General features: G+C 71.5%; 20 protein-coding genes. 6 read left to right on the top strand and 14 right to left on the bottom strand.

Annotation, left to right across the window (positions count from 1 at the left end):
- Positions 1–7: 7 nt before the first annotated feature.
- The gene (locus tag OHN19_RS25930) at positions 8–511 is read right to left on the bottom strand and encodes a CGNR zinc finger domain-containing protein (RefSeq protein WP_330266495.1); all 504 of its coding nucleotides are present in this window, start codon (positions 509–511) and stop codon (positions 8–10) included.
- A 117-nt stretch (positions 512–628) separates the two neighbouring features.
- Here OHN19_RS25930 and OHN19_RS25925 point away from each other — a divergent pair, with 117 nt between their 5' ends.
- Both OHN19_RS25925 and OHN19_RS25920 read left to right on the top strand, forming a co-directional pair.
- Positions 629–988, top strand: coding sequence for a VOC family protein (locus OHN19_RS25925; RefSeq protein ID WP_330266494.1), 360 nt, complete (start codon positions 629–631; stop codon positions 986–988).
- A gap of 26 nt (positions 989–1,014) precedes the next feature.
- On the top strand, positions 1,015–1,413 hold the full coding sequence (locus tag OHN19_RS25920; protein ID WP_330266493.1) for a VOC family protein: 399 nt from the start codon (positions 1,015–1,017) through the stop codon (positions 1,411–1,413).
- Positions 1,414–1,419: 6 nt separating this feature from the next.
- Here OHN19_RS25920 and OHN19_RS25915 read toward each other — a convergent pair whose 3' ends face one another.
- Together OHN19_RS25915 and OHN19_RS25910 are read right to left on the bottom strand one after the other, a co-directional pair.
- Positions 1,420–2,532, bottom strand: a complete 1,113-nt coding sequence (locus OHN19_RS25915) for a dipeptidase (protein ID WP_330266492.1) — start codon at positions 2,530–2,532, stop codon at positions 1,420–1,422.
- A 158-nt stretch (positions 2,533–2,690) separates the two neighbouring features.
- Complete coding sequence (locus OHN19_RS25910; protein WP_123761184.1) at positions 2,691–3,050, bottom strand: MerR family transcriptional regulator; 360 nt, start codon at positions 3,048–3,050, stop codon at positions 2,691–2,693.
- Positions 3,051–3,107: 57 nt separating this feature from the next.
- Between OHN19_RS25910 and OHN19_RS25905 the strand changes: the two genes are divergently transcribed.
- Positions 3,108–4,238 (top strand): alkene reductase, encoded by a 1,131-nt coding sequence (locus tag OHN19_RS25905; RefSeq protein WP_330266491.1) that lies wholly within the window; start codon positions 3,108–3,110, stop codon positions 4,236–4,238.
- Here OHN19_RS25905 and OHN19_RS25900 read toward each other — a convergent pair.
- Genes OHN19_RS25900 through OHN19_RS25890 form a run of 3 tightly spaced genes read right to left on the bottom strand, consistent with a single transcriptional unit; the run spans position 4,187 to position 7,049 of the window.
- A complete protein-coding gene (locus OHN19_RS25900) occupies positions 4,187–5,374 on the bottom strand; it encodes a dipeptidase (protein WP_330266490.1) in 1,188 nt (395 codons plus the stop codon). The two genes, OHN19_RS25905 and OHN19_RS25900, sit on opposite strands and share 52 nt — an antisense overlap.
- Positions 5,371–5,892 (bottom strand): 5-(carboxyamino)imidazole ribonucleotide mutase, encoded by a 522-nt coding sequence (gene purE / locus OHN19_RS25895; RefSeq protein ID WP_330266489.1) that lies wholly within the window; start codon positions 5,890–5,892, stop codon positions 5,371–5,373. Before purE ends, OHN19_RS25900 begins: the two co-directional genes overlap by 4 nt.
- Entirely contained in the window at positions 5,889–7,049 is a 1,161-nt protein-coding gene (locus OHN19_RS25890; protein ID WP_330266488.1) for a 5-(carboxyamino)imidazole ribonucleotide synthase, read from the bottom strand. Before OHN19_RS25890 ends, purE begins: the two co-directional genes overlap by 4 nt.
- Before the next feature lie 178 nt (positions 7,050–7,227).
- Here OHN19_RS25890 and OHN19_RS25885 point away from each other — a divergent pair, with 178 nt between their 5' ends.
- Entirely contained in the window at positions 7,228–7,743 is a 516-nt protein-coding gene (locus OHN19_RS25885; protein WP_330266487.1) for a GtrA family protein, read from the top strand.
- 105 nt (positions 7,744–7,848) lie between these two features.
- On the opposite strand, the gene OHN19_RS25880 is transcribed toward OHN19_RS25885, so the two are convergent.
- Positions 7,849–9,123, bottom strand: coding sequence for an ATP-binding protein (locus OHN19_RS25880; RefSeq protein ID WP_330266486.1), 1,275 nt, complete (start codon positions 9,121–9,123; stop codon positions 7,849–7,851).
- A gap of 32 nt (positions 9,124–9,155) precedes the next feature.
- Positions 9,156–9,833 (bottom strand): response regulator transcription factor, encoded by a 678-nt coding sequence (locus tag OHN19_RS25875; RefSeq protein ID WP_007382513.1) that lies wholly within the window; start codon positions 9,831–9,833, stop codon positions 9,156–9,158.
- 296 nt (positions 9,834–10,129) lie between these two features.
- Between OHN19_RS25875 and OHN19_RS25870 the strand changes: the two genes are divergently transcribed.
- The gene (locus tag OHN19_RS25870) at positions 10,130–11,674 is read left to right on the top strand and encodes an oligopeptide:H+ symporter (RefSeq protein WP_330266485.1); all 1,545 of its coding nucleotides are present in this window, start codon (positions 10,130–10,132) and stop codon (positions 11,672–11,674) included.
- 97 nt (positions 11,675–11,771) lie between these two features.
- On the opposite strand, the gene OHN19_RS25865 is transcribed toward OHN19_RS25870, so the two are convergent.
- The 6 genes from OHN19_RS25865 to OHN19_RS25840 all read right to left on the bottom strand — a co-directional run bounded on the left by OHN19_RS25865 (position 11,772) and on the right by OHN19_RS25840 (position 17,722).
- On the bottom strand, positions 11,772–13,094 hold the full coding sequence (locus tag OHN19_RS25865; RefSeq protein ID WP_330266484.1) for a hypothetical protein: 1,323 nt from the start codon (positions 13,092–13,094) through the stop codon (positions 11,772–11,774).
- Complete coding sequence (locus tag OHN19_RS25860; RefSeq protein ID WP_330266483.1) at positions 13,091–14,188, bottom strand: hypothetical protein; 1,098 nt, start codon at positions 14,186–14,188, stop codon at positions 13,091–13,093. The genes OHN19_RS25865 and OHN19_RS25860 overlap by 4 nt, the downstream gene beginning before the upstream one ends.
- Positions 14,185–15,018, bottom strand: a complete 834-nt coding sequence (locus tag OHN19_RS25855; RefSeq protein ID WP_330266482.1) for a hypothetical protein — start codon at positions 15,016–15,018, stop codon at positions 14,185–14,187. Before OHN19_RS25855 ends, OHN19_RS25860 begins: the two co-directional genes overlap by 4 nt.
- A 92-nt stretch (positions 15,019–15,110) precedes the next feature.
- A complete protein-coding gene (locus tag OHN19_RS25850) occupies positions 15,111–15,818 on the bottom strand; it encodes an LPXTG cell wall anchor domain-containing protein (protein ID WP_330266481.1) in 708 nt (235 codons plus the stop codon).
- A gap of 817 nt (positions 15,819–16,635) precedes the next feature.
- Positions 16,636–17,118, bottom strand: a complete 483-nt coding sequence (locus OHN19_RS25845) for an ATP-binding protein (RefSeq protein ID WP_330266480.1) — start codon at positions 17,116–17,118, stop codon at positions 16,636–16,638.
- Between the two features lie 223 nt (positions 17,119–17,341).
- A complete protein-coding gene (locus tag OHN19_RS25840; RefSeq protein ID WP_330266479.1) occupies positions 17,342–17,722 on the bottom strand; it encodes an STAS domain-containing protein in 381 nt (126 codons plus the stop codon).
- Between the two features lie 250 nt (positions 17,723–17,972).
- On the opposite strand from OHN19_RS25840, the gene OHN19_RS25835 reads away from it, so the two are divergent.
- Complete coding sequence (locus OHN19_RS25835; RefSeq protein ID WP_330266478.1) at positions 17,973–18,875, top strand: RNA polymerase sigma factor SigF; 903 nt, start codon at positions 17,973–17,975, stop codon at positions 18,873–18,875.
- Positions 18,876–19,038: the final 163 nt, after the last annotated feature.

Raw genomic sequence — 19,038 nt, 5'->3', positions numbered from 1 at the left:
GCAGGACTCACCCCCTGGCCCGGTACCGCCGCATCTTCGCCCGCGCCCCGCACACCTGCATCGAGCACCACCGCCCCCGCCCCGCCGGGCTGCGGTCGTAGTACGCCCAGTGGCAGTCCACGGCCTCGCAGGCCTTGAGCCGCCCCCACGTGCCCGCGACCAGGGCCTCGGCGACGGCGGCGGCGACCCGGGAGGCCAAGGGGCGGGCGTCGGCGGGCGTGAGCGTCGCCGCGCCGTCGGCCGGGGACACCGTCACCAGCAGGGGCGCCCCCGCCAGCAGCTCCCCCAGCGGCGTCACGGACCGGTGCGCCGGATGTCCCGCGTGCGCCAGCAGAGCGACGCGCAGCGACTCCCGCAGGTCACGGGCCCCGGCCACCTCGCCCTCGGCGATCCCGAACCGCGCCCGCCCCTCGGCCGTGTCCAGCGCGTCGGCCCCCGATTCCAGGTCGAGCGTGTTGACCAGGGACTGGACCAGGGCCAGGCCCCCGGGCGCGGGCGATCGCTCACTCATGGCTGCACGCTACCTACCTCGTGAATTCCCTTGCGACGTTACCTCCGATACGGGAGCATGCGGTAACCGTTACTGGTTACCAGGCTCTACGGGTAACCACGCTTCAAGGAGGAAGCCATGGCCATCGCCGAACTCGGAGTCGTCGTACTGGACTGTCCCGACCCCCGCGCGCTCGCCGGTTTCTACGCCGGTGTCCTCGGCGGCACCGTCGAGGGCGAGGGCGAGTGGGTGGACCTCAAGGTCCCCGGCGGGCAGTCGCTGGCCTTCCAGGCCGCCCCCGGATTCGTACCGCCGAAGTGGCCCGCCCCCGACGCCTCGCAGCAGTTCCACCTGGACCTGACCGTCCAGGACCTGGACGCGGCCGAGAAGGAGGTGTTGGCGCTCGGGGCCAGGCCGCTGGACGCCGAGGACCGCTCCCGGGGCTTCCGTGTGTACGCGGACCCGGCTGGGCACCCGTTCTGCCTCTGCGCCTGCTGAACGCCGTCCGACCAGAAGGAGCTCCCGTGGCTGTCGCCCACTTCCGTTCCGTCGTGCTCGACTGCCCCGATCCCCGTGCGCTCGCCCGCTTCTACGCGGGCATCGTGGGCGGCACCCCGGAGGACGACGACCCCGACTGGGTCGTCCTGCGGGTCCCGGCCGGCCCCCGGCTGGCCTTCCAGAGCGCGCCGGGATTCACCCCGCCGGAGTGGCCGCGCGCCGACCGCAACTCCCAGCAGTTCCACCTCGACTTCGACGGCGGCAGCACCTGGGAGGAGATCGACGCGGCCGAGGCGAAGGTGCTGGAGCTGGGCGCGCGGCGGCTGCACGCGGAGTCCGCCGAGGGCAAGGAGCAGGAGGACTTCCGGGTGTACGCGGATCCGGCGGGCCATCCGTTCTGCCTGTGCCGGATCGACCCGCTGTAGGCCCTGCTAGCCGTCCAGCTCGGCGATCTTCGCCGTGGACGGCTCCCGGCGCTGCTGTGCCGCCCGGGCGGTGAAGTCGGACTCGCGCAGCACCCGCTGGACGTTGCCCCAGGTCAGCAGTGCGAGGTCGGCTTCCTCCCAGCCGCGGCGCAGCAGCTCGGCGACGAGGTGCGGGTAGCAGGAGGCGTCGCCGAGCTCCTGCGGGTGCGCGGTCCCGGCGTCGTAGGTGCCGGACAGGCCCACGCACTCGGCGCCCGCGATGTCGCGGACCCGGTCGAGGTGGTCGGCGACGTCCCGGACCGTCGGGCCGGTCTGCTCGGCGGTCAGCGGCACCATGCACAGTCCCTTGGCGGCGCCCACCTCGGCGAGCAGCTCGTCGGGGAGGTTGGCGGGGTGCGGGCGCAGGGCGCGGGCGGCGGAGCGGGTGAACAGCACGGGCGCCTTGGAGACCGCGAGGACGCGCCGGATGGTGGCCTCGGAGGCGCCGGAGAGGTCGGCGAGGACGCCGAGCCGGTTCATCTCGCGCAGCACCTCCTCGCCGAACCGGGTCAGCCCCGCCTCGCTCGCCCAGGACACCCCGGACAGGGTCAGGGCGCGCAGGCCGAGGGCGTGCAGGGAACGCAGGATGCCGAGCGAGTCGCCGATCGCGGCGGCACCGGCCGGGCCGAGCAGGACGGCGGCGCGGCCGCAGTGGTGGGCGTCGGTGGTCTGTCCCGCCGTACGGGCCAGGCGCAGGCCCTCGGGGTGGTTCCGTACGACCGTCTTGACCAGGTCGAGCTGCTCCAGCGTGGCGCCCACCGCCCGGTCCCCGTCGAGCCCCTCGGGCAGGTGCAGCGACCACAGCAGAGCGCCCACGTGCCCCTCCCTGAGCCGCGGCACGTCCGTGTCCACGGCGCTCTCGCCGAGTTCCAGGTCGAACCAGGGCAGGTGCCGCAGGGCCCAGGGCAGTCCGCTGTAGCCGTCGGCGACGGGGTGCGCGGCGAGGATGGCGCGGGCGCGCTCCAGGGGCTCGGTGTCCGGGTCGGAGACGGGGGTGTACAGCTCCGGCACGGCCCCGAAGAGCTGGGGCAGCTCTGCCACCTCGGCCGGGGGGTGCAGTTCGTCCTGGAGGTCTGCCATGACGGGCTCCGTACGTCGTGATCTTCCTGATCGCCGTACGGTCACCGTCGCACGGAGCGGTGCGGGCTTCCTGGTGGGCGGGGCGTTCGGGGGTACCGGCCGGACGGGCCGGGCGGACGCGTCCGTACTGCTCGCGGAGCCGGTGGAGCGCGGCCGCGCTAGGCCTTCCTGGCCGCCTCGATCACCTCGTCCAGGGTGTCCCGGGAGCGGAGGAGGTCGGCGATCGTGCGGTCGATGCGGTCGCGTTCCGCCGTGAGGTCGGCGACCAGGCGCGGGGTCGCGACGGCCGAGGGGCCGCCGTCGGTGTCCCGCATGCAGGGCAGGAGCTGGGCGATCCGGGGACTGTGCAGTCCGGCCGCGAACAGCTCCTGGATGCGGACGACCCGGTCGACCGCGGCCTCCGGGTAGTCGCGGTGGCCGCCCGGGGTGCGGTCGGCCACCAGCAGGCCCTGTTCCTCGTAGTAGCGCAGCGACCGCTCGCTCACCTGGGTACGCCGGGCCAGTTCACCGATCCGCACGACGGGCACCCCCTCGGGCTTGAATCTGACATCAATGTGAGGTTCTACGGTACGCCCATGACGCCGACTACGGACTTCCTGGCACCGGCCCGACTCGGCCGGCTCACCCTTCCCCACCACCTCGTCATGGCCCCCCTCACCCGCAACCGCGCGGCCGCCGACGGCACCCCGACCGACCTGATGACCGTCTACTACGCCCAGCGCGCCTCCGCCGGCCTGATCATCGGCGAGGCCGCGACGCCGAACGCGGTCGGGCAGACGTATCCGGACATCACCGCGATCCACACCGACCGGCACGTCCAGGGCTGGCGCGGGGTGACCGGGGCCGTGCGGTCGGCCGGCGGGCGGATGTTCCTCCAGCTCCAGCACGGCGGCCGGGTGAGCCATCCGGCGACGACGGGCCTGACGCCGGTCGCGCCCTCCCCCGTACCGCTGCCGGAGACGATCTTCACCCCGGGCGGGCACCGACCGGCCGTCGTGCCGCGGGAGATGACCCCCGACGACATCCGGGCCACCGTCGCCGACTTCGCCGCGGCCGCCCGCCGGGCCGTGGACGCGGGCTTCGAGGGGGTCGAGGTGCACTCGGCCAACGGGCATCTGCTGCACCAGTTCCTGGCCGGGAACACCAACCGCAGGACGGACGCGTACGGCGGCTCCGCCGCGCGCCGGGTGCGGTTCGCGGCGGAGGTGACCGAGGCGGTGGCGGACGCGATCGGCGCGGACCGGGTGGGCGTACGCATCTCCCCGGCGAGCACCGTCAACGGTGTCCGGGAGGACGACACCGACGCCCTCTACCCGGCCCTCCTCGCCCGCCTGCGGGACGTGGACCCGGCGTACCTGCACGTCGTCCACGCCGACCCGGCGGCCCCGTGGTACCGCCGGATCCGCGCCGACTGGCCCGGCATCCTGATCGGCAACCCGGTCCTGCCCGGCCTCACCACCGAGGACGTCACCCGGGCCGCGCACGGCATGCTGGCCGCCGGCGCCGACCTGGTCGCCCTCGGCCGGCCGTTCCTCGCCAATCCGGACCTGGTGACCCGGCTGCGGCTGGGCGCACCGCTCAACCCGGTGCGGGACCGCTACCTGATGTACGTGGGCGGGGCGGACGGCTACACCGACTACCCCGCCCTGGACGCTCAGCCGTCGAGCCCGGCGAGGGTCGCGTTCGACGGCCCCCGCGTGGCCTGAAGGTCGCGTGCCACGTCCTCCGCCGCGCCCAGCACCCGTACCGCGTTCTGCCAGGTCAGCTTGGCGAGGTCGGTGCGGGACCAGCCGCGGTCGAGGAGTTCCGCGATCAGGTTGGGGTAGCCGGAGACGTCGTCGAGGCCGTCCGGGGTGAAGGCGGTGCCGTCGTAGTCGCCGCCGATGCCGATGTGGTCGACGCCCGCCACCTCGCGCATGTGGTCGAGGTGGTCGGCGACCGTCGCGGCCGTGGCGACCGGGCGCGGGTTGCGGTCCTCGAAGGCGCGGTGCACCTTCATGGCCTCCGGGGTGGTGGCGAGGTGGTGGAAACCGTGCTCGCGCATGTTCTCGTCGGCGGCGGCCGTCCAGTCGACCGCGGCCTGGAGGACGAACTTGGGGACGAAGGTCACCATCGCCATCCCGCCGTTGGCCGGCAGGCGTTCCAGGACGTCGTCCGGGACGTTGCGCGGGTGGTCGCACACCGCTCGCGCGGAGGAGTGCGAGAAGATCACCGGCGCGCTCGTCGCGTCCAGGGCGTCCCGCATGGTCGTCGCCGCCACGTGCGAGAGGTCCACGAGCATGCCCTCGCGGTTCATCTCCCGCACCACCGCCCGGCCGAAGGCCGACAGGCCCCCGACGCCGGGTGCGTCGGTCGCCGAGTCCGCCCAGTCCACGTTGTCGTTGTGGGTGAGGGTCATGTAGCGCACGCCGAGGGTGTACAACGCGCGTAGCGTCGCGAGGGAGTTGGCGATGGAGTGGCCGCCTTCGGCGCCCATCAGGGATGCGATACGGCCCTCCGCGCGCGCCGCCTCCATGTCCCCGGCGGTGAGCGCGGGCCGCAGCGTCTTCGCGTACCGCGCCTGGAGCTGCCGTACGCAGTCGATCTGCTCCAGGGTCGCGGGCACCGCGTCGGGCAGGTCCGAGCGGACGTACACCGACCAGTACTGCGCGCCGACGCCGCCGGCCCTGAGGCGGGCCAGGTCGGTGTGCAGGTGGGCCGACTGGTCGGTGGCGATGTCCCGGGCGTCGAGGTCGTAGCGGACCTGTTCGCGCAGGGCCCAGGGCAGGTCGTTGTGGCCGTCGACGACCGGGAACTCGCGCAGGAGTTCCCGGGCCGTCGTCAGCGCGTCCGCGGCGGTCACTTGCCGAAGCCGAAGCCGTTGGAGCCCTCGACCTTGGACCTCAGGCGCTTGCCCTTCTCGGTGGCCTGGTCGTTGAGCTCCTGCTGGAACTCCCGCATCCGGCCGAGGAGTTCCTCGTCGTGGGCAGCGAGGATGCGGGCCGCGAGGAGCCCGGCGTTGCGGGCACCGGCGACGGAGACGGTGGCGACCGGGACGCCGGCCGGCATCTGCACGATGGACAGCAGCGAGTCCATGCCGTCGAGGTACTTCAGCGGGACCGGGACGCCGATGACGGGCAGCGGGGTGACGGAGGCGAGCATGCCGGGCAGGTGGGCCGCGCCGCCCGCGCCCGCGATGATCACCTTCAGGCCCCGCCCGTCCGCCTGCTCGCCGTACGCGATCATCTCGCGCGGCATGCGGTGCGCGGAGACGACGTCGACCTCGTACTCGATCTCGAACTCGTCGAGGGCCTGGGCGGCGGCCTCCATGACGGGCCAGTCGGAGTCCGACCCCATGACGATGCCTACAACGGGGCTCATTCGGTGATCGTGCCTCTCAGGTAGCCGGCAGCGTGACGTGCGCGTTCGAGAACGTCGTCCAGGTCGTCGCCGTAGGTGTTGACGTGGCCCACCTTGCGGCCGGGCTTCACGTCCTTGCCGTACATGTGGATCTTCAGCTGGGGGTCGCGGGCCATGCAGTGCAGGTACGCGGAGTACATGTCGGGGAAGTCGCCGCCGAGGACGTTGACCATCACGGTCCACTTCGCGCGGGGGCGCGGGTCGCCGAGCGGGAGGTCCAGGACGGCGCGGACGTGGTTGGCGAACTGGCTGGTGATCGCGCCGTCCATCGACCAGTGGCCCGAGTTGTGCGGGCGCATCGCGAGTTCGTTGACGAGGATGCGGCCGTCGCGGGTCTGGAACAGCTCGACGGCGAGGTGGCCGACGACGTCCAGTTCCTTGGCGATGTTCAGCGCCATCTCCTCGGCCTTGAGCGCGAGGGTCCCGTCCAGGTCGGGCGCGGGGGCGATCACGGTGTCGCACACCCCGTTGACCTGCTGGGACTCGACGACCGGGTAGGCGACGGCCTGGCCGTGCGGCGACCGTACGACGTTGGCGGCGAGCTCGCGGACGTAGTCGACCTTCTCCTCGGCGAGGACGGGGACACCGGCCCGGAAGGGGTCGGCGGCCTCCTCGACGGAGTCCACGACCCACACGCCCTTGCCGTCGTAGCCGCCGCGGACGGTCTTGAGGACGACGGGGAAGCCGTCGCCCTCCGCGCCTTCGGGGAGCCCTTCCGCCGCGAAGGCCGCCACGTCCTGGGGATCGCTGACGATCCGGTGCCGGGGGCACGGCACGCCGATCGCGTCGAGCCGCGCCCGCATCACGCCCTTGTCCTGGGCGTGCACGAGCGCGTCGGGGCCGGGGCGCACGGGGATGCCGTCCGCCTCCAGGGCTCTGAGGTGCTCGGTGGGTACGTGTTCGTGATCGAAGGTGATCACGTCGCAGCCCTTCGCGAACTCTCGGAGCGTGTCGAGGTCGCGATAGTCGCCGATGACGACATCGCTCACCACCTGCGCCGCGGAATCCTGAGGGGTGTCACTGAGGAGCTTGAACCTGATGCCGAGCGGGATGCCTGCCTCGTGTGTCATACGAGCGAGCTGGCCTCCGCCGACCATGCCGACTACCGGGAACGTCACGACCCCAGGGTATCGGTCGCGCCACGGCGGCTTGATTCCGCGCCTCTTACCGGTCCTCTTACCAGCTTGTTTCCCTGTGTGTGAGTTCATCCACAGGCAACGGGTAGAGGGGATGGTTAGCATGGCTGAGTTGACGAATTCACTCGACTGACCGACCCGACTGGGGGACTGTACAACCATGGGACATGGTTCCTCAGGGCTGCGAAGGATCGTGCGCGAGGTCGCCAAATTCGGTGCGGTCGGCGGCGCGGGTCTCCTCGTCAACCTCCTGGTCTTCAACCTCGTCCGGCATCTCACCGACCTTCCGGTGGTCCGCGCGAGTGTCGTCGCCACGGTCGTGGCCATCGTCTTCAACTACATCGGGTTCCGGTACTTCACCTACCGTGACCGCGACAAGAGCGGCCGCACCAAGGAACTGACCCTGTTCCTGCTGTTCAGCGCGGTCGGCCTGGTCATCGAGAACGGCATCCTGTACGCCGCGACCTACGGCTTCGGCTGGGACAGCCCGCTCCAGAGCAACATCTTCAAGTTCGTCGGCATCGGCATCGCGACCCTGTTCCGCTTCTGGTCCTACCGCAGCTGGGTCTTCAAGACCCTGCCGGCCCGCGAGGCCGTGGCCAGCGCGGAATCCTTCCTGGAAGAGGCGGAGCAGGCGGCGGCCAGGAAACTCCGCCCGCGCCAGCGAGTCCTCTGACGGGGGTTTTCAGGGGCGCACGGGGTCGCGGGGGGTTCTAGGGGCGCGGGGAACTGCGCAAAGGGCCCGCCCCCACCGGACCCGCACCCGAAGACCCACCGCCGCTCATCTCACCATCGGCTCGTCGTCGTCCGCCAGGGACGACTTCAGCGGCGTCCGGGACAGGAACAGCCCGAACACCGGCGGCTGAGCCTGGAGCATCTCCAGGCGGCCCCCGTCCGCCTCCGCGAGGTCCCGGGCCACCGCGAGCCCGATGCCCGTGGAGTTCCGGCCGCTGATCGTGCGCTCGAAGATCCGCGCCCCGAGGTCCGCGGGGACGCCGGGACCCTCGTCGGTGACCTCGATGACCGCCTGGTTGCCGGTGACCCGCGTGCGCAGCGCGACCGTGCCGCCGCCGTGCATGAGGGAGTTCTCGATCAGCGCGGCCAGGACCTGGGCGACCGCCCCCGGGGTGCCGACCGCCGTGAGGTGCCGTTTGCCCGAGCTGACGATCGCGCGGCCCGCGCTGCGGTACGCCGGCCGCCACTCCGCGAGCTGCTGCTGGATGACCTCGTCGAGGTCGAAGGTGACGGCGTTGCCGGCCCGGGGGTCCCGGGAGTTCGTCAGCAGCCGTTCCACCACGTCCGTCAGCCGCTCCACCTGCGTGAGCGCGACGTTCGCCTCCTCCTTCACCGTGTCCGGGTCGTCGGTGAGGGTGATCTCCTCCAGCCGCATCGACAGCGCGGTCAGCGGTGTACGGAGCTGGTGCGAGGCGTCCGCGGCCAGGCGCCGTTCCGCCGTGAGCATCCGCGCGATCCGCTCGGCGGAGGAGTCCAGCACGTCGGCGACCCGGTCCAGCTCGGGGACGCCGTAGCGCTTGTGCCGGGGGCGGGGGTCGCCGGAGCCGAGGCGTTCGGCGGTCTCGGCGAGGTCGGTGAGCGGCGAGGCCAGCTTGTTGGCCTGCCGGATCGCGAGGAGCACCGCGGCGATCACCGCGAGCAGCGCCACCAGGCCGATGATCAGGAGCGTACGGCCGACCTCCCGGGTCACCGAGGAGCGCGGCTCCTGCACGGTGACCGTCTCGCCCTCCTCGCCCTTCTCCGTGGAGCTGATGACCTGACCGGACGGCCTGGTGCCGACCTCGATCGGGTCGTCACCGGGGATGCGGATCACGGCGTACCGTTCCTGCGCGACCTGGTCGCGCAGGATCTCCGCGGTCACGTCCTCCGCGGCGAACAGCCGGCTGTCCACGATCCCGGCCAGCCGGATCGCCTCGGAGTCGACCCGCTCCTGGGCACTGTTGCTGATGGTGCGGGTCTCGACGATGACGAGGGAGACGCCGAAGACGGCGATCACCACGAGCACTACGGCGAGCGTGGACTGGATCAGTCGACGGCGCATGACCTCTTACCTGCTAGACGGGGACCCGGGGTTCAGCTCTTCTCGAACCGGAACCCGACACCACGCACGGTGGCGATGTACCGCGGGTTGGCCGCGTCGTCGCCCAGCTTCTTGCGCAGCCACGAGATGTGCATGTCCAGCGTCTTGGTCGAGGACCACCACGTGGTGTCCCAGACCTCGCGCATCAGCTGGTCCCTGGTCACCACCCGGCCGGCGTCCCGCACCAGCACCCGCAGCAGGTCGAACTCCTTGGCGGTGAGCTGGAGTTCCTCGTCGCCCATCCACGCCCGGTGCGACTCGACGTCGATCCGCACCCCGTGGGTGGCGGGCGGCTGGGCCGGCTCGGCCGCGCCGCGCCGCAGCAGGGCCCGGACCCGGGCCAGCAGCTCGGCGAGCCGGAAGGGCTTGGTGACGTAGTCGTCGGCGCCCGCGTCGAGACCGACGACGGTGTCCACCTCGTCGGCCCGTGCGGTCAGGATGAGGATCGGTACGGCGTGGCCCTCGGCACGCAGTCGGCGGGCCACCTCGAGGCCGTCCATGCCGGGCAGACCCAGGTCGAGGACGACCAGGTCGATACCGCCCTGCATTCCGGCGTCGAGTGCGGTGGGGCCGTCCTCACGCACCTCGACCTCGTACCCTTCCCGGCGCAGGGCGCGGGCCAGCGGCTCCGAAATGGACGCATCGTCCTCGGCGAGCAGTACACGGGTCATGAGCTGATGGTAGACCGCTCTTGACAGATGCTGGGGTGTGATCGCAACCCCGTGATTCTTACCTTTCACGATTCTGAGGCGAACCTGTGAGTGTGGGGTGCCAATCGTGTAGGGACCTTAGAAACCAGGTGTACGGTTCCATCGTCACCTGTGATTCAGCTCTCAAGTCCTTCCATTTCCGGCACTGTCCTGCCGTATGGTGACTCGAAGCCTGTCGCAACGTGGGGACCTTTGGCGCGCATCTGTCGCCAAAGGTCTCTTTTGTGTGCGGTAACCCCCACCAGCAAGGAACGACCATGGCGTCCAGCCTGACGAAGGACTCGGTGACACCGGGCACCCCCGGTTCCGACAAAGCCTTCTTCGGCCACCCCCGCGGACTGGCCACTCTCTTCTTGACCGAGATGTGGGAGAGGTTCTCCTACTACGGCATGAAGGCCCTGCTCACCGTCTACCTGCTCTCCGGCGGCCCCGACGCCGGGAAGGGCAGCATGGGCGGCGGCCTCGCGATGGACCTGGCGACCACCACCGTGATCGTCTCCGTCTACTCGGCGATGGTCTACCTGCTCGCCATGCCCGGCGGCTGGCTCGGCGACCGCGTCTGGGGCCCCCGCAAGACGGTGGCCATCGCGGCCGTCACGATCATGGCCGGTCACATCACGCTGGCGCTGCCCGGCGGCCAGGCGCCGTTCTTCGCGGGCCTGGCGCTGGTCGCGGCCGGTTCCGGCCTCCTCAAGGCCAACATCTCCACGATGGTCGGCCACCTCTACGACGGCCCGGACGACCCGCGCCGCGACGGCGGCTTCACGATCTTCTACATGGGCATCAACGCCGGTGCGTTCTTCGCCCCGCTGGCCATCGGCACCGTCGGCCAGGAGGTCAGCTGGCACCTCGGCTTCGGCATGGCCGCGGTCGGCATGGCGGTCGGTCTGGCCGCGTTCCTGATCGGCACCCGCAGCCTGAGCCCGCAGAGCAGCGTCGTCCCCAAGCCGCTGGCGGCCGAGGAGCGCGCGGCCTGGCTGCGCAAGGGCCTGTTCTGGGTGATCGCCGCGACCGTGTTCTACGGCGTCGTCGGCTTCACCGGCCACTTCACGCTGAACTGGGCGATGATCCCGCTCACCGTCATCGGTCTGGTCGTCCCCGCGGGTGTGCTGCTGCGCATCAAGCGGGACAAGGAGCTGACGGCCGGCGAGCAGTCGAAGATGTCCGGCTACATCTGGTTCTTCGTCGCGGCCGCCGTGTTCTGGATGATCTACGACCAGGGCGCGTCCACCGTCCAGGCGTTCGGCTCGAACGACCAGAAGACCGCGGGCTCGCTGCTCGGCTTCGACTTCCCGACCTCCTGGTACCAGTCGCTGAACCCGCTGTTCATCATGGCGCTGGCCCCGGTCTTCGCCTGGCTGTGGGTGTGGCTGAACCGCAAGGGCAAGGAGCCCAGCACCATCGTGAAGTTCTCGATGGGCCTGGTCCTGATCGGTGTCTCGTTCTTCTTCTTCCTCATTCCGATCGCCATGGCGGCGAACGGCACCGCGGTCAGCCCGATGTGGCTGGTCGGCATCTACTTCATCCAGACCGTGGGTGAGCTGTGCCTGTCCCCGGTGGGTCTGTCGGTGACCACGAAGATGGCTCCCGCGAAGTACGCCTCGCAGATGATGGGTGTCTGGTTCCTCGCGGTGACCGCGGGCGACTCGATCACCAGCCTGCTGTCCAACCCGGCGATCGCCGGGGTCGATCTCAGCGGGACGGCGGCCGTCTTCGGTGAGGCGGCGCTCGCCGTTCTCGCGGGGTTCGCCGTGTGGATGTACCGGCGGAAGGTGAAGTCTCTCATGGGGGATGTGCGCTGACGCGGGGCTGAAACGACGGGGCCGTTGGAATCCAGGTGGGTTCCGGCGGCCCCGTCGTTTCGTGTGCTGTGCGCGGTTCCCCGCGCCCCTGAGTGGCTCAGCGCGCTCTTCTCCCAGGCATGAACGTGAACACCGCACCTCCCAGCAGTACCGCCGTGCCCGCCACCAGACCCAGTGCCTTCAGGGCCGCGTGGTCGTCGGCGCCCGTCGCCGCCAGGCCGCCGCTCGTCGAGGAGCCGCCGGTGCCTGATGTGCCGCCCGAGCCTGAAGTCCCGCCGGACGCGCCGCCCTCCTGTTCCTCCGTGGTGAGGGTGAGGGAGGCCTCCGTCTTGTCCGGCTTGCAGGTGGTCGTCGTACCCAGGGCCTTGATCGTCAGGACACCCGGCGACAGCGTCGACTCCCCCGTCGCCCCCGGCTTGTACGTGCCCGTCATGTCGGGGATCTCGATCGGGTCGCCGGACTTGATGGGCGCGGAGTTGGTGGGCCCCTCGACATGGACCGAGCCGCTGTCGGCGCCGCCCAGGGTGACCTCCATGGAGGGCTTCACGGAGTCCGCGGGGATGTCGGCCGGGCTGTCCATCGGGGAGTTCTTGAACTGCACGGTGATGCCGTAACTACCGCCGTCCTTCTTGGCGTTGATCTGGATCTCGGAGGTCGCCTTCTTCTCGCCGAGGGGTGACTGGCAGGTGTAGGGGATGGCGACCGCCTTGCCGGTGAAGTCGGTCTGGCCGTCGTCCGAGGACTCCGTGTCGCTGGGCGTGGGGCTGGGATCCGGGCTCCCGGTGTCGGTGGGCGTCGGGGTGGGGGTGCCGGTGTCCGTCGGGTCCGGGGTGGGCGTCGAGGTCCCGTCGCCCGCCGCCACGGTCAGCGTCGCCGCCGTCGGCACGGTCGCCGTCGGCGTGCACACCGTGTTCGTGCCCATCGCGTTCACCGTGTACGCGCCCGGTGTCAGCGTGAGCTCCCCGGCCGCCGTCAGCTTCAGGGTGCCCTTCATATCGGACAGCACCATGTCGCCGCCCTTGGGGATGGCGGGGTTCTCGCGCGGCCCGGTCATGGCGATGTCGACGCTCTGCGCACCGGCGGCCTTCAGCGTGCCCGTCGGCTGGACCGAGTTCGCGGGCAGGTCGATGATGTTCGGGTTCTTCGACGCGGCCTGGGTGAACTTCCACACCACGTCGATCTCGTCGCCGACCTTCGCCGTCGCCGGCGCGGTGATCTCGACCTTGGTGGTGCCCTCGACGGGGTCGAGTCCGATGCCCGCGGGCGGCACACAGCGGGTCGCGAACGACACCTCCGCGGCCTGGGCCGGCCCGGCGGCGAGGCCGAGCACCACGCCCGCCCCGACCAGCGCGAGGGCCGCACCGGCCGCGCCCGCTCTTCTCGGCCCGCCGGCCGGTGGGACTCTCCTTCGCAATGTCACGTGGATCCCTCTCTGGTGGGAGTCGTGGGACTCGTCGGGCTGTCGTCGTGCGGTGCGGAGAGCCGACCACCGGCCGTGCCCGGATCGGCGTCCGGGGTGAACCACGGCAGGGTGGAAGCGGGGGGCGCCGCGTGCGCGGCCGTGGAGGGCTTGAACCCCGGCAGGCGCAGGGCGAGTTCGGGCAGGCGCAGACCGCGGTGCCGGATCCCTCCGGCGGGCCGCGGCCGCAGCCGGTCCACGACGGCCATGCCGATGCGGAACAGTGCCGCCGGCACGACCAGGCAGACCAGGATCCAGAACAGCGTCACGCCCCAGGGCCGGCCCACGCCCCAGGGCTGCTCGGCGAGCACCTTGCCGCCGTACTTCAGGGACACGGTGTAGTCGCCGTGCGCCCCGCCCGAGAGCTCGACGGGCAGTTCGATCCGCGCCTTGCCGCCGGGCCTGATCGTGCCGCGCCACTGCTGTTCGTCCCACTGCGGGGCGAACACGCCGTGGGAGGTGCCGACTTGGAAGACGGGGTTCTTGACGTCGGAGGTGCCGACGTTGCCGACGGTGAAGACGAGGGTGCGGGCGGGAGGTGCCCCGAACCAGGTCAGCAGGCCGCTGGAGCCGTCCAGGCCGGTGTCGGTGAGGACGGACAGCCGCCCGCCGGAGGTGTCCGCGGGCAGCGGCTCCACGGCGTGCCCGGCCACCTGGAAGATCGCGTCGGCCTCGGCCTTGGCACCGGTCACCGTGGCCACGTGCACCACGCAGGGGCAGGGCACCGGCGGCTCGGACACGGGCAGTTTCCTGCTGAAGCCGCCCTTCGCGTCGGTGGTGACGGCCCGGCCGTCCGCGTTGGCACAGGAGTTGGTGCCCCCGGGCACCCCGCGCGAGGGCACGGCCTGTCCGCAGATCAGGATCATCAGCAGCGTCCGCTCCCGCCAGCCGCTGCCGCTCACGGTGATCGAACCCCCGGTCCCCGCCTGGGACTTGGACAGCTTCACACTCGGCCGGTCGGCCGCGGTCGCGGTTTCGGCCCCGGTTCCGGCGAGGGGCGCGAGCAGCAGCGCGAGCACCGCCACGAGGACCGCGGCCCGAAGCTTCCGGTTCACGTCGTCGCTCCCGTCAACTCGGCTTCCCCGCGCGGGACTTCGGCGGGCGCGCGGTCGGTCGTACGACGCCTTCGATGCCGTACGACGAAGCAGGCGCCCCCGGCCGCCAGCGCCGCCGCGGTCCCCGCGACCCCGTTCCAGGGCACGAACCGCGCGGACGCGCCGGCCGTGTCGTGGGCACCGCCGGCCGCGGTCACCGTGAGCCGGACGTCGACCGCGTCCAGGGCGGGTGGGTCCGGCCACGGCTCGGTGAGCTTCAGGCGTTCACCGGGCGGGAGCCGGACGGGCAGGGTGCGGGGGGCGCGGTCGAGGAGGGTGCCGAGGACGCCGTCGGCGCGCACGGCGACTCGCGGGGTGAGCGGGGTCGTACCGCGGTTGACGAGGTCGTAGGTGATGCGGTCGGCGTGGACCGAGACGTGCTCGACGGTCAGCGCGGTCAGTTCGGGGGCGGTCGAGCGGAGGTGGAGCGGGACGCTCCGGGTGCCGCCGGTGTCGTCCCGCGCGACGATCCGGGTGCTGCGGTCGCGGTCCGGGACGGTCACCGTGAAGGGGACGTCGGCGCGGGTGCGGGGCGGGACCCGGACGGAGGCGCGCGCGAAGGTGGCGCCGGACAGCCGTACGGTGACCGGCCGGCTGCCCCGGTTGGTCACGGACACCGTGTCCTGGACGGCCGTCCCGGGCGCGCCCTCGGCGTAGCAGGCGGGCCGGCCACCCCCGGTGGGCGCGAGGGACCATCCGTCGGCGGCGCGGGCCACGGGGGCGGGCCCCAGCAGGACCAGCAGGGGCAGGGAGAGGGCCAGGGGCAGGACCCGGGCGACGGGCGACGGCATGGGCGGCTCCAGCGAGGGAGGGGCGGCGCGCGGCGCCTCGTCGGGAGGCGGTGGCCGGGGGGCGATGACCCCGGGGCGGCCGCGTGGCGGGGTCAGCGGTGCGCGCGGGCCGCCTGGTTGCGCCGGGTGAGCCACAACGCGCCCGCCGCGCCCGCGAGCAGCACGGTGCCGCCGAGCGTGCCGAGGGCGATCGCGGAGTCCTCGGGGCCGGTCTGCGGGAGGGCTGCGCCGGTGCCGCTGTCGCTCTGGGTGCCGCCGTCGGTGGAACCGGTACCGCCGGTGGAGCCGGAGGCGGCGGTGACGTCCAGGGTGAGCGAGGCGCCGGGGCTGTTGGTCGGCGTGCAGGTGGTGGTCGTACCGAGCGCCTTGATGGTGAGGACGCCCGCGGTGAAGGTGACCTTGCCGGACTTCTTCGGGGTGTACGTCCCGGTCAGGTCGTTGATCTTGATGGGCGTGTTGGCGGGGACGACGGCCTGGTTGGCCGGGCCCGTCACGTTCATCGTGCCGCTGTCCGCGCCGCCGAGCCTGATGGTGGCGCTCGGGTTCATCGCGCCCTTGCCGAGGTCGACCGGGCTGGAGGAGACGCCCTTCTGCCAGGACATGGTGATCTTGTATCCGCCGCCGCTCTTGACGCCCTTGATGTCGATGGGCGAGACGGCGCTCTTGTCGCCGATCGGCGTCTTGCACTGGTAGTTGACGTTCACGACCTCGGCACGGGCAGCGGGGGCGGTCATCAGCACCGCCGAGCCGGCCAGAGCCGCGACGGACGCGAGCGCGGCGGTTCGTTTCGGGTACGACACGGTTCCGCTCCCCTTACTCGTTTCCTGACGGCACATCAGATCGGCCGTCAAGGTACGCCGGGCCACCGGAGGAAGGAAGAGAAAGGAAGTGTCGGAACTGTGGGGGACGGCTTGGGGGGCGGGGAGAGGGGGCGGGGCGGGGTGAGCGCGGGGCAGCCGGGTGGGTGAGCCAAGGGTGTGGGCCGGGGGCGAGCGGGAGTGACGCCGAGGGTCTGGGCTCGTGGGGTGGGGGCGGGTGCCCAGTGGGTGAGCCGAGGGGAAAGGCAGAGCGCCCGGGTGGGGCGAACGGCCGAGCGGGGCTGCGCGACGAGCGGGTGAGGGGAGGCGAACGCCGAGCGGCCGAGCGGGATGCACGCCGACCAGGGCGAGCGGGCGGGGCGAGGGCAGTTGCCGACTGGGTGAGCTGGGGGAACGCGGCAGCCGAGCGGCCGAGCGGGTTGACCACCGACCGGGGCGAGCGGACGGGCGATGGCCGGGGGACCCGGACGCGTGAGCGGAGGCGCACCCGGGGCGGGCGAGCGGCCGCGCGGGCCGAACGCCGACCGGGGTGCGTGCTGGGCGGGGGAGGTAGGCCGGGTCCAGCCCGGCTGCGGGCCGGCAGGCGAGCAAGGTGAACGCGGGATGGCCGGGTGGGCCAAGCGGCCGAAAGCCGCGCGGCGACCGGGCCGGCAGGTCCGGTGAGGCGGTGAAGGTGGCCCGGTGGTTCGTGTCGCGGCCGTCGGGGTGGGGTGAGCGTTGAGGGCAGGTGAGCTGCGGCGGGTGCGACGGCGCCGACCGCGCACGGGTCAGGCCGGTGCGGGGTCAGGGCACGCCGGGGTCAGGCCGGGGCGCCCAGTTCCGCCCAGACCGTCTTGCCGGCCTCGCCCGGGCTGCGTACGACTCCCCAGTCGAGGCAGAGGCGCTGCACGATGAACATCCCGTGCCCCCCGGGCCGTCCGGCCCGGTGCGGGGAGCGGGGGGCCGGCTGGCCCGCGCCCTTGTCGGAGACCTCGACCCGGATGACCTTGCGGTCGCAGGAGATCCACAACCGGTCCGGCCCCTCGGCGTGCAGGCACGCGTTGGTCACCAGCTCCGACACCACGAGCAGGACGTCCTCCGCGGCCGCCCGCTGGTCCGCCGTCGCGGCCGGCAGCCAGCCCCACGCGTACAACGCCTCCCGGGTGAAGTCGCGCGCGAGCGGAACGACGGCACTCGCACCGTCGAAGCTCAGCCGACGGATCTGCTGCCCTTCCGGCACCTCGGCGGAAGCGTCGGGCTCCGGGTCACGGTCGCCCGGCGGGTAGGGCCGGGTGGTGCTCATCAGCGCTTCACCTCACCGATTCACCGGTTCACGATTCAAAACGTCACTGCATGGTCGCTCACCGAACAGTCAGTACGGATGTCTCCTGCCCGAGCGGACCGGTGGAACACCCCTCTATTCGGGACGTATGTCCGGCACGCGCGGTGTGACACCCGATGAGTGCCGGTCGGCCGGGACGAACGGGTACGAGCGGGGGCCCACAGGCCACCACCCGGCGCGCGTCTCAGTCGTCGGTCTCGTCAGCCAGGGCCTCGTCCAGCGTGTCGTGCACGGCGAAGACCGCATCGGCCCCCGTGATCTCGAAGACCCGCGCCACGACCGGCAGCATGCCCGCAAGATGTACGCCACCCCCCGCCGCCTCGGCCTTCAGCCGTGCCCCCAGCAGCACATTCAGTCCGGTGGAGTCACAGAACTCCAGCCGTGTGCAGTCGACGACCAGCCGGCTCTTTCCTTTGGCGAGGCACTCCTCGAGTGGCTCACGCAACAAATCGGCCGTGTGGTGATCCAACTCACCTGCTGGAGTCACGACGGCACTGGAGCCCTCTTGCCGCACCTCAACCAGAAGCCGGCCAGACTGTGCGCTGCCGACCGTCCCGCGGTCCATGCCGTCTCTCTCTCCCGACGTCGTGGCTGCTGATGACGCCCTCGAACACTACGCCTTCTCCACACCCTCCGACACCCGAACAATCGCACGCAAACGGACATAACCGCACAGAACACACTTGCGGTCGTGTCGGGAAACCGGGTAGGGCTAGTAGAGACACGAACTCGACACGGCCGGCTTTGGAGGCGCCGCACACCGCAGTGCACGAACTGGCTCCGGCAGCCATATGCCGAGAACGATGGAGGACATCATGTCACCCCGGCTCGACGCCTCGCATACCCATCAGGCGACGTCGACATCCCCCCCGGAACATCTGAATCCCATCGAGCAGGACAGCGAAGGCGATGTGCTCGCCGGGCTTCCGGAGATCCCGCCCTTCGAAGAGGTGGGAGCCGTGGATGCGCGAGCCCTCTCCAAGACCCTCTTCGCGCGGCTGGAGTCGCTGGAGGAGGGCACGCACGAGTATTCGTACGTCCGCAACACGCTCGTCGAACTGAACCTCGCCCTGGTCAAGTTCGCCGCCTCCCGGTTCCGCTCCCGCAGTGAGCCGATGGAGGACATCATCCAGGTCGGCACCATCGGCCTGATCAAGGCGATCGACCGCTTCGAACTGAGTCGCGGAGTGGAGTTCCCCACTTTCGCGATGCCAACCATCGTGGGCGAGATCAAGCGCTTCTTCCGGGACACGTCCTGGTCGGTGCGGGTGCCGCGGCGCCTGCAGGAACTCCGGCTCGACCTCGCCAAGGCCGGCGACGAACTGGCCCAGCAGCTCGACCGCGCCCCCACCGTGGCCGAGCTCGCCGAGCGCCTCGGACTGTCGCGGGACGAGGTCGTGGAAGGCATGGCCGCGTCCAACGCCTACACCGCCTCCTCCCTGGACGCCCAGCCCGAGGAGGACGACTCCGAGGGCGCGCTGGCCGACCGGATCGGCTACGAGGACCACGGGATCGAGGGCATCGAGTACGTCGAGTCCCTGAAGCCCCTGATCGCCGAACTGCCGTCCCGGGACCGCACGATCCTCTCGCTGCGCTTCGTCGCGGGCATGACCCAGTCGGAGATCGGCGAGGAACTCGGGATCTCCCAGATGCACGTCTCCCGGCTGCTGTCGCGGACCCTGGTGAAGCTTCGCAAGGGCCTGACCGTCGAGGAGTGACGCGTCGGCATCACTGACCTGCGCGTGTGCCCGGTGTCCGGTGGGACACCGGGCACCGTGCGTTCCGGACGACCAACGGTTACTCGGAGAAACCCTTTCCCCAAGGGTCCACTTCCCTCACTATGGTCGCTCACAGACTGGCCGGTACGTCAGGAGGAGGGTG

Origin of the sequence: Streptomyces griseorubiginosus (genome assembly GCF_036345115.1) — a bacterium.
GTDB classification, from domain to species: domain Bacteria; phylum Actinomycetota; class Actinomycetes; order Streptomycetales; family Streptomycetaceae; genus Streptomyces; species Streptomyces griseorubiginosus_C.
The sequence above is the reverse complement of the archived record's forward strand: the minus strand, read 5'-3'. Positions and strand labels throughout refer to the sequence as shown.

Bases quoted from the DNA above. Each gene is read 5' to 3' on its own strand.
- OHN19_RS25880 (WP_330266486.1), bottom strand. From the start codon at position 9,123: ATGCGCCGTCGACTGATCCAGTCCACGCTCGCCGTAGTGCTCGTGGTG.
- OHN19_RS25915 (WP_330266492.1), bottom strand. From the start codon at position 2,532: ATGGCAGACCTCCAGGACGAACTGCACCCCCCGGCCGAGGTGGCAGAG.
- OHN19_RS25845 (WP_330266480.1), bottom strand. From the start codon at position 17,118: ATGAGCACCACCCGGCCCTACCCGCCGGGCGACCGTGACCCGGAGCCC.
- OHN19_RS25855 (WP_330266482.1), bottom strand. From the start codon at position 15,018: ATGCCGTCGCCCGTCGCCCGGGTCCTGCCCCTGGCCCTCTCCCTGCCC.
- OHN19_RS25870 (WP_330266485.1), top strand. From the start codon at position 10,130: ATGGCGTCCAGCCTGACGAAGGACTCGGTGACACCGGGCACCCCCGGT.
- purE (WP_330266489.1), bottom strand. From the start codon at position 5,892: ATGAGCCCCGTTGTAGGCATCGTCATGGGGTCGGACTCCGACTGGCCC.
- OHN19_RS25885 (WP_330266487.1), top strand. From the start codon at position 7,228: ATGGGACATGGTTCCTCAGGGCTGCGAAGGATCGTGCGCGAGGTCGCC.
- OHN19_RS25840 (WP_330266479.1), bottom strand. From the start codon at position 17,722: ATGGACCGCGGGACGGTCGGCAGCGCACAGTCTGGCCGGCTTCTGGTT.
- OHN19_RS25905 (WP_330266491.1), top strand. From the start codon at position 3,108: ATGACGCCGACTACGGACTTCCTGGCACCGGCCCGACTCGGCCGGCTC.
- OHN19_RS25835 (WP_330266478.1), top strand. From the start codon at position 17,973: ATGTCACCCCGGCTCGACGCCTCGCATACCCATCAGGCGACGTCGACA.
- OHN19_RS25925 (WP_330266494.1), top strand. From the start codon at position 629: ATGGCCATCGCCGAACTCGGAGTCGTCGTACTGGACTGTCCCGACCCC.
- OHN19_RS25930 (WP_330266495.1), bottom strand. From the start codon at position 511: ATGAGTGAGCGATCGCCCGCGCCCGGGGGCCTGGCCCTGGTCCAGTCC.
- OHN19_RS25875 (WP_007382513.1), bottom strand. From the start codon at position 9,833: ATGACCCGTGTACTGCTCGCCGAGGACGATGCGTCCATTTCGGAGCCG.